The sequence below is a fragment of the Bacteroides sp. 1_1_14 genome (assembly GCF_000162515.1).
Taxonomy (GTDB): Bacteria; Bacteroidota; Bacteroidia; order Bacteroidales; family Bacteroidaceae; genus Bacteroides; species Bacteroides thetaiotaomicron.
Window position 1 is genome coordinate 84723 of sequence record NZ_GG774711.1, and the last position, 14104, is coordinate 98826.

A 14104-nucleotide genomic window follows, 5' to 3' on the forward strand; every position below is an offset into this window, starting at 1 on the left:
TCTGTAATTTATGTTTTTTTCTGGTGGAAAGTCTCATTCGTTTTTGTCTGTCAGGTCGAGTCCCAAGTCCAGTTGGGTGATGATAGACCAGTTATCATACAGTGGACCTATATAGGAATTGTACAACATCGGACCGAAGTTAGGAATACCTTCCATCGCTGGCTGAAGATTGGGGATGAAGGCTATGAGAGGGCTCAGTGCTTCCCTGTTCAGATAGATATGCGTATGTCCGTTCTCCTTTTCTATCTGCATGGGGATGCCTTCCTTTATCCACGAGAAGAACATCTGAAAACTTTGGTGATCCATATTGGCGATCATAGATAATAAAGAGTTATCCAATGATTCGCTCACAATTCCCAGTAGAGTCTTCAGTAAGAAAGGATTAGATTTCAGGATAGCATCTGCAATGCCTGCTATCAGATGAGCATCGACCGTCTGTCCCTGCCCTTGCATGGTCAGGCTGATAATACCCGGAAGGTTTAGTTTGACATAGAGAAGGTCATTTTTCAGATACCAGAAAGCCAGTCCCCGGGGAGACTTTGCATAATTGCGTCCCTGAGTTGCGTCAGTAATGTCATCGGCAGACAATGTATTGAACATTAACTTCATCATGATGAAATTAATGAGTTGTTGCTGGGATGCGGGATTATCCATGTCGATTTCGCTGAACTTCTGTTCCCCCAATTGCAGTTCGTCCGATGTATATTCGGCCGTAATGTTTCCGTCGGATTCCAAAGTGACACTTTTGAGTAATTGCGGTAAGAGGTATCCTCCCATGCCTTTTATAATAACGGATACGGTTGCGTACAAACTTCCCGCATCCTTTACCATCTCTAAATCCATGTCGGTATAGAGGGCTGCTGTCAGTATCTGATTGTCCGACTCTCCCCATTCATATTCGCCGGTTGTCTGATTGCGTACGACATCTTTTCCTCTGCCGCGTGTCAGTTCGCTCATCTGATAAGTTTTTATCCATTGATTTTGCGGCATCGTTACATTCAAATCCAGTTTCATCGTTTTCGGAGTAATGGAGCCGGCGTATTTCACGGTTGCTCCCGCGCACGAAACTGTTTCTCCGCTGAACGTATAGTTGTCTTCCTGCTCTGATAAGTTTATCCGGAATGATGTCTCTTTTTCTCCCGGAATGATATCGTTTAATGTCAATGTTCCTTTTTACTGTCTTCCGTCTGAAAGTTGACGGTTTTTCCGATTAACTTTTCTCCGCTGTAGGTCAGGTCCAGAGTGGATGGTTTGATATACGAGCCATATTCCTGGCTGAGTTCTCCCGGCCAGAACAGCTTGTCATTGTAGGTTTCTTCGCAAGATGCAAGGAAGAATGTTGTACAAGCTACATAAAATAGTTTTCGTAATGTTTTCATTCTCTTTTTTGTTTTTATTTCAACGTATTTATTAAAACATTGCAAATGTCGGTTAATATTGTTTCTACATCAAGCTCTATTCTTGGTATTCGATGTTCTATTTTAACTATTTTATATGCACGTGTATTTGAATAGATAATTGTAATGTTCTCTTTTAAATAATAGATGTTCTGTTTTTCATATTTTAATAAAGGACTTGGAGGAAATTCGAATGGAAAAAGATATCTTTGTGGAACTAAATTTCTTAATTATGATCATAGATGATGCTCTTCCCAAGTTTGACCTTCCGGTCGATTTTGTTACAGATGACAGCATAACCGGCGATATTCTGAATCAATACGGTCGTTTTCCCTGCCATATAAAGGCGGGAGTCTTTGTTCTTTGCACGCGGGGAACTGTACGTGCCACTATCAACCTGTCCGAGTATACCATTACCCATAATGACTTTGTGACTGTCCTCCCCGGATCATTCATACAGATTCACGAAGTATCTTCGGATACCCGTGTTTGCTTTGCGGGCTTTTCTTCGGAATTTATCTCCCGTGTGAGCTATGTAGAGACTTATCTGGATTTTCTTCCTATGATTTTGGACAACCCTATTATGACATTACAGGAGGAGGTAGCGCAATTATACCGAAACGCTTTCAGCCTGCTTATCCGTGCCTATTCTTTACCGAACACACTGGATAACAAAGAGATATTAATGTCTATTTTTACTATATTCTTTCAGGGGGTGGGTGAGTTGTATAAACGCTGTAAGCCGACTACCAACGAACCTATCAAGCGGGAACATGAACTTTATCGCCAGTTTATCCAGTTGCTGATGACTCACTATACGCAGGAACACGAAGTTTCTTTTTATGCGAAGAAGTGCGGAGTGACTCCGGCTCACTTTTCCGGTGCTATCCGTAAAGCCAGCGGGCATAGCCCTTTGGCGATTATCACGGGAATTATTATCATGAATGCCAAGGCACAATTGAAGTCAACCCGATTGCCTGTAAAGGAAATTGCTTTTTCATTAGGATTTAATAATCTTTCCTTTTTCAATAAATATTTTCGTAAACATGTGGAAATGACTCCACAGGAATATCGGGAATGCTAATGGATGACGGTAGTCAGACCGATGATGAATGGGGATGCTCCGGAGGATGGTAAAACAGCAGTTTACCGTTGAAATAAGTCCTTTGGTCGATTATATTTGTGGAGATGAAGCAGCGATTCTATCTTTGTATCAGTAATTTGGAACAATGAAGCATGGAAAGACTGCGTAAACAACAATTGCTGGAGCAGAGCATTTATGGGGCTATTTGGATTGTTATTTTTCTCCTCCCATTGATAGGAGGATACTTTGCCGTCAGTGGTGGACTTGAAAAAGAAGAAATCCGTGTAATTGTTTATGATTCGTGGTTGAGCATTCTTCCTTTTTTCGTATTGTTTCTGTTGAATAATTATGGATTAGTTCCGTATTTCCTGTTTAAGAAAAAGTACTGGTGTTATATTATTTCTTTGGTTTTTCTAATCTCTACTGCTTGTTGGGTTATTCCTGATCCCTCTATGGAGCGTTTTCCAAAGGAATTCAGATATGGCGATCTTCGCAAGGGTGAAGGAAAAATCCAGAGAGACCAGATTATTAAGATGAGAGAGAAGGCTCGGCAGGAAGAGTCTGTTCATTGGGAAACGCCTAGGGCAAACGATCCGGCTTTGGAAAAAATGCAACGACCGGGCGGCTTCCCTAAACCGACTCTTTATCCCATTCCTCCCTTCACCATCCGTTACCTTATTCATTGTGTAATTGCCTTTTTGATGGTAGGGTTTAATATTGCTGTCAAGCTGTTTTTTAAATCCTTTCGTGATGAGGAAATGCTGAAAGAACTGGAGCACCAGCGTTTACAGTCGGAATTGCAGTATCTGAAGTATCAGATAAATCCGCATTTCTTTATGAATACACTGAATAATATCCATGCACTAGTGGATATTGATACGGGAAAGGCTAAGAGTACGATTGTAGAACTTTCTAAACTTATGCGCTATGTGCTTTACGAGGCCAGTAATAAAACTATTCTGCTATTGCGCGAGGTTCAGTTTCTGGAGAATTATGTCACTTTGATGAGCTTGCGTTATCCAGAGAAAGTTTCTATTGAAAAGAATTTCCCTCTCGAAGTGCCCGAAGTTCAAATTCCTCCTTTACTTTTTATTTCTTTTGTGGAGAATGCCTTTAAACATGGAGTGAGCTACAGGAAAGAGTCATTTGTCCATGTTGTAATGCAACTGGAAGAAGGAAACCGTCTTGCTTTCAGATGTACCAATAGCACGGGGACTTCGTCTGACGAGCAGCATCACGGCATCGGTTTGGAGAATATACGCAAACGGTTGCGGCTGTTGTTTGGCAATGACTACACCCTCTCCATTACTGAGGAAGATGATAAATTTGATGTATTACTTATTATACCTTTATTATAATGAAATGTATAGCGATTGATGACGAGCCTTTAGCATTGAAGCAATTAACGGATTATATATCCCGTGTCCCTTTTCTATCTTTAGTCAAGTCCTGTCAGGATGCTTTTGAGGCGATGAAGGTGTTGGCAGACGAAGAGATAGACTTGATATTTGTGGATATCAATATGCCCGATTTGAATGGACTGGATTTTATCCGCTCTTTAATCAGCCGTCCGATGGTGATCTTTACTACTGCTTATTCTGAATATGCGGTAGACGGTTTCAAACTGGATGCTGTCGATTATCTGTTGAAGCCGTTTGAATTTCAGGATTTGCTGAAAGCAGCGGATAAGGCGCGAAAACAGTACGAATACCGGCTATTGGAACAGCAGGGAGAACTGGGAAATAGTTCGCAGATCAAAGGAGATTCCTTGTTTGTAAAGAGTGACTACAAAGTGGTGCGCATTGATGTGAAAAACATCCGGTATATTGAAGGGATGAGCGAATACGTGCGTATCTGTATAGAAGGAGAGGATAAACCGGTCATAACCCTTGCCAGTCTTCAAAAAATGGAAGAACGGCTTCCAACGTATTTTATGCGGGTACATCGTTCTTACATTGTCAATCTGCGTAAGATAACCGAAGTTTCCCGGCTTCGTATCATCTTTGATAAAAATACATATATTCCTGTTGGTGATAATTATAAGGAGAGATTTTCGGAACATATCAGCAAGTTGAGTTTCTCTTAAGTATTTGGCTATTTACAGTATACAAGAGAACATCATTAAACATAAAAGCTCCGGAAGTTAAGATTACTTCCGGAGCTTTTATGTTTAAATAAGAGTGAATCTTTATTTGATACCTAGTTTCTTTGCAATTTCTTTAGGAAGTGCATCTTTGTGTACCAGGATATTCATTGTTTTGTAAGCAACGAATGCTTTGGATGCATACCAGATGCCTTTGTACTTACCACTTGTACCCCAAGAGTTCTTTACCATGAAGTATTCTTTTCCGTTCTGATCTTTGGCGATACCGTAGATTACCATTCCGTGGTCATCTGTAGTTTCCCAGTTGTCGAAAGCAGTCTGGCGCATTTCCTGAGTGATTTCCATTTCCGGAAGCGGTTTGGAAGTCAGTTCTTTGCGTTTATCGGCAGCAGTCAGACCTGTCCAGCGAGCCATATCCGAGCCGGTAAGTTCTGCTCCTTTGGCAGCATCCGGCATTACGGCAACACCGTCACGGGTGAAACCTTGTTCGCTGACGTCACTTCCCCATGCGAATGTATATCCTTGCTTTACAGCGTTGTCCATTACAGCCATGAGCTCGTCAAGCGGAAGATTGTAGGACAGACCATTACGCCAGTTGTCCTGAATCTCGATAGCGAATTGAGAATAGAAAGGATGGTGTGTATATGAAGTTAGTGACACATAATCTTCAGCTTTCAGTCCGAGCGATTCAGCGAAAGTCTTCGGAGTATATTCCTTGCCGTTGTAAGTGAAGTTCTCCGGGCACGTTCCCAAATAAGTATCGTAGATGGCGCTAAGACCTTTCTTCCATACCGGAGTCAGTTTAGTGAGTTTACCTTTGGCGATCGCATTGATGTATCCTTCTGCAACAGCGTCCAGTTCATTGTGTACCGGCAGTGTATCACCATACATGATACCCGGCATTGCTTCTTGCGGAACCAGTCCGTAATTCTTCATACAATAGATGATGTCATAGAAACTTCCGCCGGGAGAGAAAGAACTGTCGCCATGATAGCGTACATAGTTTGTTCCGCGGTCTTCCATTGTTTTGTGTACAACGAACATTTCCGAAAGGTCGTATTCACCTTTACCCAAACGTAGTAGTTCTGATTCCAGGAATCCCAAAGCAGAGAAACTCCAGCAAGTACTTGAACGATTCTGGTTCTTGATAGAAGTAATCGGATTTTCTTTCACTGTTGTGAAAACGAAGCCCTCTTCGGGTTTTGCGTCTTGTGCCATTGCGCTCAGGCTGAACAAGCCTAAGGCAGCGATAAGGATACTCTTTTTCATTCTGATGAAATTAATATTAAATTGTTTTGGTTACAAAGATATGGATTCCTTGGGGGAATTCCATATTCTTGCATAGATTTTGCATAAAAAAAGAGTAGAAAATGCTGTATCCCACCTTCTCTACTATACAAAAAGAGGAAAAGGCAATCGTATGTGATCACCTTTTCCTCTTTCTACATTTATTTTATTTTGATTCCGAGACTTTCTAAATCATCGAGAGTAACAGTATAATTCTCTCTGCTTTTCATTCGTTTCATTACTAACTGTCCGACTTGTTCGGCATCCCTTTTCTCCATGAAAGGTTTTTTACCGGAAATACAGGGTATGAAAGGCTGAAAAATCGTTATATGATTGTTGTGAGATATTTGATAGCCATATCCTCCGTTTACCTCAATCACTTCCATTGAAAAAGAAGGATCAGAAGAATCTGTATTAGAAAAAGATGCTTTGGAAAAAGACAGACAAGCGATTACTGTCAATATTCCTGCAACAGAGCATCCGAGTATCTTTTTCTTAGTCATTCTCTTCCCATTCATATGGATGTAACTCCCATGTATCGTCATAATAATAGCTGCTACTGCCTCCGGTAGTGATAATACCTCGTCTGCCGGTAGCGAAACAAACCGCTTTGATGCGTGAACTTCCTTTGAAAGGAGTGTAGTCAAAACCATCTTCCGTTTCACTGCTGCGCCATAAGTCTTTAGCAGGATCGTATATCCAGTAATTACTTCGGAAGCTACCGGAGGCTGTTTGTCCTAAAGTGATATATGCCTGATCGTCTATAATAAAAGCACAGCCGTAGGTGCGGGTGATTGATTTGTAATCGTCATCGTAGTCGTCACTGCTCTGGTCTGTAATGTCACGGAGACGTACCCATTTGTTCTCTTCACTTTTGCTGGGATCGAACTTCCAGAAGTCATCGACATCCTTACCATTGTTTGTTCCTCCGACAATGTAGGCGACATTATCGATAATAAAGGAGAGTCCGCCGGTTCTTTTCTGACCGCCGAATCCGTTGACGATAGTCCATTGGCTGCCGGAAGCGGCTGTCGGATCAAAGCGGTAAAAGTCCTTGGTCTGTTTATCATCTTTAGACTGACCGGTGCCTACATAACCGTAATTACCGATAGCGAAGGCTATGGCGTTGATTCGGGCATCTCCGGGGTAGTCATCCATCTGTTTCCAGGTGTCCGTTGCCGGTTCATATTCCCATGTATCTTTTAAATATGCATATCCTCCGGTATGTAGTGGATCGTCATCTCTGTATACGGTATATCCCGTAGTCACATATCCTTTGGAGTTGATCGCAAATCCGACAGCCCCGTTCCGGGCCGCCGCCTCTTCGGGAAGGTCGGCACATTGCGTCCACCAGTCGTTATCGATATTATATTCCCAACAGTCTCTTTCCCGCTGGTCTTTTCCCCGATATCCACCGCACAAATATCCCCGGTTATCTATCACAAATCCGGCTGCGTCCTCCCTTGCCCTTCCGTCGAAATCAGAACGGCGATACCACACACCTAATGTGTCGTCATCATCATCTGAACATGAGAACATGGATAGCATAGCTATTGATACTAATAACAGTTGTAGTTTTTTCATTATTTCCATTCGTTTTATTACGTTTTAAACTTGGGGCAAATGTAGCTATCAATGCGGTTGAAGAAAAAAGATATCGACAAATAGCCCTATTTTCTCTATCGAACAAAACCGAGTCTATAAATAGCGGGAAATAGTCGATTAATTTTGGGGATGCTTTCCTAAAGGGGTTCCTTTGCAACTCAAAATAATATTCATTATGAGACTATTAATTACACTTTTTTATTCATTACTCTTATTTTGTACAATATTCTCCTGTAGGGATGAATCTTCTTCCATTGGAAGTAAATGGGTAGAGAGTTCTTTTATAAATGTAGTGACAGATACGTGTATGGTGACTCTGAGCACATTATTAGCCGACTCGCTGGCAACTTCGGGAGATACGATCTGCCAGATCGGGCGATTTAAGGATGCTCTTTACGGAGAAATAAAAACTTCGTTTTATGCAGAATATCAAGTACCTTCTCACTCACTTAATGAGACTACTGACTATCAGTTTGACTCTATCACGTTCAAATGGTATACTTCCGGGGATTATCTGGGGGATACGCTGGTCTATCATCGTATTGACTTATATAGTTTATCGCAAGGACTCTCTCTGGAAGATAACGGTTACCTGTTTAATAAGACCAACGTTAGCTATAATCAGAATAATCATCTTGGTTCTGTCTCTATACGTCCTACACCCGGCTATCGGAACGAGTTGCATGAAACGCGCCTGCCTGACGAATGGGGAAAGAAGTGGTTTAATTTAATGCTGGAAGATGATGAATGTATGGAGTCTCAGGAGCGTTTCCGGGCTTTCTTCAAAGGAATAGCTTTTATTCCCGATGAAAACGGGACGTGCATCAACGGCTTTCAGGTGAACGATTCGAGTTTTTGTATTACCCTTTATTATCATGAACTGAAAGAGAAGCCTACGGAACAGACCTTAGTGTTCAATGCCAGCACTTCACTGAACTACACCAAGGTGGAACATGACCGTACTAATACTCCTTTGGAGAATCTCAAGGCAGGAACAGATTATGAACTGCCTTCTTCCGAGAGCGAACATCAGGTGTATCTGCAAGGACTGACTGGTATGTATATCAATGTCGAATTTCCCTATCTGAATAATCTGAATCAGGCCGGAAGGCTTGTTTCCATTGAAAGTGCAGTACTCAAGCTATATCCTATCAAGGGTACGTATAACGGCAAGTATCCATTGCCGAAATCGTTGTCTCTCTATACGGCAGACCAGAATAACGCCACTCAGAGTGTCATTACTGATATCTCGGGAAATACCGTACAAACGGGAAGCCTGGTGGAAGATAATGTCTATTATGAAGATACTCACTATTCGTTTGATATCACCTCGTTTATTCAGAATAATCTGGGGACAGCGGGGGAGAGCCGTGAGAAACTGCAAATATTCCTCTCTGACAATGCTTTTTATAATACCGTTCAGGGAGTAGTGCTGGGAGATAGCAAACACCCTGTGAATGACCATGATAATAATGTATCACTCACTATTTATTATAAGACATATACGAAATGAAAAGAAGAGTTTTATCTATCCTTATACTAGGTGCGAACTTATTGAATGTGGCTGCCCAAAATATGACGAGTTCGCCGGTTTCCATGTTCGGACTCGGCGAATTGTCTACCGGAGAAGGCGGAATTTATTCAGGCTTGTGGGGAGTTGGTATTGCATTGCGTGGAGAAAATGTGATTAATGATGCCAATCCGGCTTCTTTAACGGGATTATTGCCGCAGTATTTCTTTTTCGATTTGGGTGTCAGCGGGTCTTATCTGAAATATTCACAGTCAGGAGCGAGCAATCATTCTCTTAATGGCAATCTTAATAATTTGGCTGTTGGATTCCGTATAGCTCCCCGTTGGTATGGAGCTATTTTTATGGCTCCTGTCAGTAGTGTAGGGTATGCCATATCGCTTGATCAGGATGTGGCGGGTACGGACGGAAGTACGGTGACTTCACTTTTTCAAGGTGAGGGAGGGGTATCCAAAATGGGCATCAGTGTTGCGTACGAACTGTGGAAAGGGCTTTCACTGGGTACAAACTTTTCTTATGTGGGAGGAAGTATTTCACAAACAGAAACTCAAGGGAGTGCAACTGAAAGTAATAGTTCGCATAAACATACGATTTATGCTGATTTCGGATTGCAGTATACCTATAAGCTGGATTATTACCGTTCGGCAGTGGCGGGAGTCGTATATGGATATTCTCAAGACTTGATGCAGGATAATGATCATGCGGTGAGTAGTAGCAGTTCCAGCGGAAACATTGAAGAAAAAGGAAAAAAGTATCGCACTTGTTTGCCGCAGTTTATCGGCTTCGGAGCGTCTTATACTACGTTGCGCTGGATGGCTTCCATCGACTATAAATTTGTTGACTGGAGCCGGCTGGAGTCTTCGCATTTCAGTATAAGTTTTCGTAATCAACATCGTTTGATGCTGGGAGGCAGCTATACATTGGGAAATCCTTATAGTAAACCGGTACGTTTATTGCTAGGAGCAGGTATGGGCAACTCATATATTTCAGTGCATGATAAGACGACAACGAATTATTATCTGAGTACCGGACTTAATTTTGAGTTTCGTAGCCGCAGTACGCTTTCTTTAGGAGTGAAATATACAGATCAACTGAAGGTGAATTCGGGGAGATTTAAAGAGCAGAAACTTTCTTTTTTTCTGAATCTGACTTTCTCGGAAAAGACTTATAAGGCAAAATTGAAGTAACTGGCGGGGTACTTTCTTTATTTGGCGGATAGGGAGATCATTTATAATATAGAGGTAGGTGTGTCAAAAGTAACTAAATTCCCCTCCTTCCCGAAGGAGGAGAGTTTAGTTACTTTTGACACACCTACCTCTATTATTTATTGCCTTTCGGTGTCACTACATAGTCTTCTTTTATAAACTCATCATAAACCCGTTTAGGATGATCGAATGCTGCGGTTCCATTCCTCTGTTCGTTGAAGTTTTCCCGGCGGAATTGTTTCAGCTTCAGGTTGTCTTCGGCATATTCTCTTAACTTCTTATGTTCACGTCCATAAAGTGAACTTTCAGTAACATCAGAATCAAGCAGGCTTTCTTTAGGAGTGATGGTGGGCAGGAGCACTTGTTCCAATAGTCCACGATAGGCACCGTTATATTCACACCAGACAAGATCGTTGGCAACGAATATACGATAGAAGTACTTTGACCATGCGGTTTTGATTTCGATGGATTGAGCGTAAATCTCAATCGTTGCTTCTGAACCATACGCTTGGTCACGGATCACGACGGTCGTCCGACCGCTGATTTCTTCCTTCACGGAAGTTTGCCATTTGTCGGAATGCAGGATTTCCTCAATGAGTTCCGGCAACTTTTCTTTAATTTCAAACTGTATTCTCATGGTGCTTGCCTGCGGGCAGGACTTTTTTTTGAATTTCCTACTTAAAACAATTAAGCTAGCCTAAAGTTACATAGATTGAAGCAAAAAAACAAGATTTTGTTTGAATATTTACTATTTTTGCCAAACTATCTGCCTTTTTCGTTTGTTTTTATTATAATTATGCAACAAATAGCAAAAAAACAAGTTTATGCAGAATAAAGCCCGGAAGAATTATATTATTTATGTACTTATGCTCCTTCTGTTTGGAGGGTTGATTTATGTTGCTATTGAAGAGGGCGACAGGTTTTCACATCATGCTGCGAACACGTTAAACACGGTACAAGATGGGCCTTTTGCCATGTTTCTACAATTTATGCAAGATAATCTGCATCATCCGCTGACGACGTTACTTATTCAGATTATTGCCGTATTGTTGATGGTACGTCTTTTCGGTTATTTGTTTAGTCTTATTGGGCAACCGGGAGTGATTGGAGAAATCGTAGCAGGTATTGTCTTGGGGCCTTCTGTTTTGGGACTTTTTTTTCCCGGAAGCTTTTCATTTTCTGTTCCCTGTCCATTCGCTGACCAATCTTGAATTGCTGAGTCAGGTCGGGCTGATCCTTTTCATGTTCGTTATCGGTATGGAACTGGACTTCAGTGTGCTGAAAAATAAGATAAATGAAACGCTGGTGATCAGTCATGCCGGTATTTTAGTACCTTTCTTTTTGGGTATCCTGTCTTCTTATTGGATTTACGAAACGTATGCCGCCGATCATACTCCTTTTCTGCCTTTTGCCTTGTTTATAGGCATCTCCATGAGTATTACCGCTTTCCCCGTGCTGGCGCGTATCATTCAGGAACGAAATATGACCAAAACTCCTTTGGGGACTCTTGCGATTGCTTCTGCAGCTAATGATGATGTGACTGCATGGTGTTTGCTGGCTGTTGTTATTGCTATTTCAAAGGCGGGTAGCTTTGCCAGTGCTCTCTATTCTGTGGGATTGGCTGTGGCGTATATTGCAGTCATGTTTTTGGTTGTGCGTCCGTTTCTGAAAAAGGTGGGAGAGGTGTATGCCAATAAGGAGGCGATCAATAAAACGTTTGTGGCATTTATCCTGCTGATTCTGATCATTTCTTCCTGCCTGACAGAGATTATCGGTATTCATGCTTTGTTCGGAGCGTTCATGGCAGGAGTGGTGATGCCGTCGAATCTGGGTTTCCGAAAAGTGATGATGGAAAAGGTGGAAGACATTTCTTTGGTTTTCTTCCTGCCGTTATTCTTTGCTTTCACAGGTTTGCGTACGGAGATAGGTCTAATCAACAGTCCGGAGTTGTGGATGGTGTGTTTGCTGCTGGTGACAGTGGCCATAGTCGGTAAGCTCGGTGGCTGTGCCATAGCTGCCCGTCTGGTAGGTGAGTCATGGAAGGATAGTCTGACAGTGGGTACCTTAATGAATACGCGCGGATTGATGGAGCTGGTGGCATTGAATATTGGTTACGAAATGGGAGTTCTTCCCCCGTCTATTTCGTAATTTTGGTCATTATGGCGCTAGTTACAACCTTTATGACCACTCCGCTGCTACATTTGGTCGAACGTTTCTTTGTACATCGGGAAGAAAAGTTATCTTTGAAGCGCAAACTTATATTTTGCTTTGGTCGTCCGGAGTCTGGGCGCAGTCTGCTTTCCATTTATGATTTGTTATTCGGGAAGCAGTTGAAGAAAGAACATGTGATTGCAGCGCATTATACAGTGGGTACGGATTTGAATCCGTTGGATGCACAGCATTATGAAAGCGAAAGCTTTGCTTTACTTAATCAAAGAGCTGTCGAACTGAATATTCAGGTAGACAATCACTATCGGGTGACGGATAAGCTGGTACAGGAAATGATTCATTTTATTCGCAAAGAGCATCCTGATATGTTGCTTTTAGGAGCCGGTAGCCATTACCGTCCCGAAATGCCGGGAACTCCGGGAGCTATTTTATGGCTGACGCTCTTCCGTGATAAGATTGACGACATAATGGAACAGGTGAAATGTCCTGTTGCCGTATTTGTGAATCGTAGTTATCGGGAAGGAGCACTGGTTAGTTTTGTTCTGGGAGGAATGATTGATGTATTCCTGCTTTCGTATCTGAATATAATGTTGCAAAACGGTCATTCGGTGCGCCTTTTCCTTTTTGAAACGGACGATGAAGAGTTTCATCAGTGCATAGATGACTTGTTGGCTCATTATGCTGATCAGATAGTAGTGGTATGGTTTGCAGGAGTGGAAGAATTAGTAACCAAAGAGAAAGATGGATTGCTGGTAATGAGCCATCTTTCCTATACAAAATTATCCGAGGATGAGCTTGTGATGCGGGAATTGTCATCGTTGCTGGTTATTCGTCGGAATAAGAATAAGGGAGAAAAAAATGAAAGACTTGAAATTGGATGAGCATACAGGTTTAGTACTTGAAGGAGGCGGAATGCGGGGAGTATTCACTTGTGGGGTACTTGACTATTTAATGGATCATGATATTCGTTTTCCTTATGTGATCGGGGTATCGGCAGGAGCCTGTAACGGCTTGTCGTATGCATCCCGTCAGCGTGGTCGTGCCAAGTTCAGTAATATTGACCTGCTGGAGAAATACAATTATATCGGCCTGAAGCATCTGCTCAGGAAGCGTAACATTCTCGACTTTGATTTACTTTTCAACGAATTTCCCGAACATATTCTTCCTTATGATTATGATACATACTTTGCTTCTCCCGAACGTTTCGTGATGGTAACCACGAATTGTATGACAGGAGAAGCTAACTATTTTGAAGAGAAACGGGATAAAAGCCGTGTGATTGATATTGTCCGGGCGTCCAGTAGCCTGCCTTTTGTTTGTCCTGTCACTTACGTGGATGATGTTCCGATGCTTGATGGAGGAATTGTTGATTCTATTCCCTTGCAGAGAGCTATTGCGGACGGTTACACCCGTAATGTGGTTGTACTTACCCGTAATCGCGGTTACCGGAAAGACACGAAAGATATCCGTATTCCATCCTTTGTCTACCGGAAATATCCGAAGTTGCGCAAGGCATTGAGTCGTCGGTGTGCAGTCTACAATAAACAGCTGGAAATGGTGGAACAGATGGAAGATGAAGGAAAGATCATCGTCATCCGTCCGCAGAAACCGGTAATGGTGGACCGGATTGAACGGGATGTACAGAAACTGACAGAATTTTATGAGGAAGGATACGACTGTGCAAGAAACCTGTTCGAATTTTAAGTAAATAATAAATGACCTGTT

General features: G+C 42.1%; 12 protein-coding genes and 1 pseudogene. 7 read left to right on the forward strand and 6 right to left on the reverse strand.

Annotated elements, in window-relative coordinates:
• Positions 1-33: 33 nt before the first annotated feature.
• Positions 34-1164: a DUF4925 domain-containing protein gene (locus HMPREF9007_RS03845; RefSeq protein WP_346962714.1), complete on the reverse strand. Its 1131-nt coding sequence runs from the start codon at positions 1162-1164 to the stop codon at positions 34-36.
• Entirely contained in the window at positions 1161-1379 is a 219-nt protein-coding gene (locus HMPREF9007_RS28095) for a DUF4925 domain-containing protein (RefSeq protein ID WP_346962715.1), read from the reverse strand. Before HMPREF9007_RS28095 ends, HMPREF9007_RS03845 begins: the two co-directional genes overlap by 4 nt.
• Positions 1380-1629: 250 nt before the next feature.
• Between HMPREF9007_RS28095 and HMPREF9007_RS03840 the strand changes: the two genes are divergently transcribed.
• The 3 genes from HMPREF9007_RS03840 (at position 1630) to HMPREF9007_RS03830 (ending at position 4567) form a co-directional block, all read left to right on the forward strand.
• Positions 1630-2481, forward strand: a complete 852-nt coding sequence (locus tag HMPREF9007_RS03840; protein WP_008763258.1) for an AraC family transcriptional regulator — start codon at positions 1630-1632, stop codon at positions 2479-2481.
• A gap of 152 nt (positions 2482-2633) precedes the next feature.
• Complete coding sequence (locus tag HMPREF9007_RS03835; protein ID WP_008763259.1) at positions 2634-3839, forward strand: histidine kinase; 1206 nt, start codon at positions 2634-2636, stop codon at positions 3837-3839.
• Positions 3839-4567 (forward strand): LytTR family DNA-binding domain-containing protein, encoded by a 729-nt coding sequence (locus HMPREF9007_RS03830; protein WP_008763260.1) that lies wholly within the window; start codon positions 3839-3841, stop codon positions 4565-4567. Before HMPREF9007_RS03835 ends, HMPREF9007_RS03830 begins: the two co-directional genes overlap by 1 nt.
• A gap of 102 nt (positions 4568-4669) precedes the next feature.
• Here HMPREF9007_RS03830 and HMPREF9007_RS03825 read toward each other — a convergent pair whose 3' ends face one another.
• The 3 genes from HMPREF9007_RS03825 to HMPREF9007_RS03815 all read right to left on the reverse strand — a co-directional run bounded on the left by HMPREF9007_RS03825 (position 4670) and on the right by HMPREF9007_RS03815 (position 7456).
• A complete protein-coding gene (locus HMPREF9007_RS03825; protein ID WP_008763261.1) occupies positions 4670-5854 on the reverse strand; it encodes a C1 family peptidase in 1185 nt (394 codons plus the stop codon).
• Positions 5855-6033: 179 nt separating this feature from the next.
• The gene (locus tag HMPREF9007_RS03820; protein WP_008763262.1) at positions 6034-6375 is read right to left on the reverse strand and encodes a DUF4907 domain-containing protein; all 342 of its coding nucleotides are present in this window, start codon (positions 6373-6375) and stop codon (positions 6034-6036) included.
• A complete protein-coding gene (locus tag HMPREF9007_RS03815) occupies positions 6368-7456 on the reverse strand; it encodes a kelch repeat-containing protein (RefSeq protein ID WP_008763263.1) in 1089 nt (362 codons plus the stop codon). Before HMPREF9007_RS03815 ends, HMPREF9007_RS03820 begins: the two co-directional genes overlap by 8 nt.
• Before the next feature lie 196 nt (positions 7457-7652).
• Between HMPREF9007_RS03815 and HMPREF9007_RS03810 the strand changes: the two genes are divergently transcribed.
• Complete coding sequence (locus HMPREF9007_RS03810; protein ID WP_008763264.1) at positions 7653-8990, forward strand: DUF4270 family protein; 1338 nt, start codon at positions 7653-7655, stop codon at positions 8988-8990.
• On the forward strand, positions 8987-10192 hold the full coding sequence (locus HMPREF9007_RS03805; protein ID WP_008763265.1) for a hypothetical protein: 1206 nt from the start codon (positions 8987-8989) through the stop codon (positions 10190-10192). Before HMPREF9007_RS03810 ends, HMPREF9007_RS03805 begins: the two co-directional genes overlap by 4 nt.
• A 133-nt stretch (positions 10193-10325) precedes the next feature.
• On the opposite strand, the gene HMPREF9007_RS03800 is transcribed toward HMPREF9007_RS03805, so the two are convergent.
• A complete protein-coding gene (locus tag HMPREF9007_RS03800; RefSeq protein WP_008763266.1) occupies positions 10326-10847 on the reverse strand; it encodes a hypothetical protein in 522 nt (173 codons plus the stop codon).
• Between the two features lie 187 nt (positions 10848-11034).
• On the opposite strand from HMPREF9007_RS03800, the pseudogene HMPREF9007_RS03795 reads away from it, so the two are divergent.
• Both HMPREF9007_RS03795 and HMPREF9007_RS03790 read left to right on the forward strand, forming a co-directional pair.
• Positions 11035-13260 (forward strand): annotated as a pseudogene (locus tag HMPREF9007_RS03795) (cation:proton antiporter).
• Complete coding sequence (locus HMPREF9007_RS03790; protein ID WP_008763267.1) at positions 13238-14083, forward strand: patatin family protein; 846 nt, start codon at positions 13238-13240, stop codon at positions 14081-14083. Before HMPREF9007_RS03795 ends, HMPREF9007_RS03790 begins: the two are co-directional and overlap by 23 nt.
• The last annotated feature ends 21 nt before the right edge of the window (positions 14084-14104 follow it).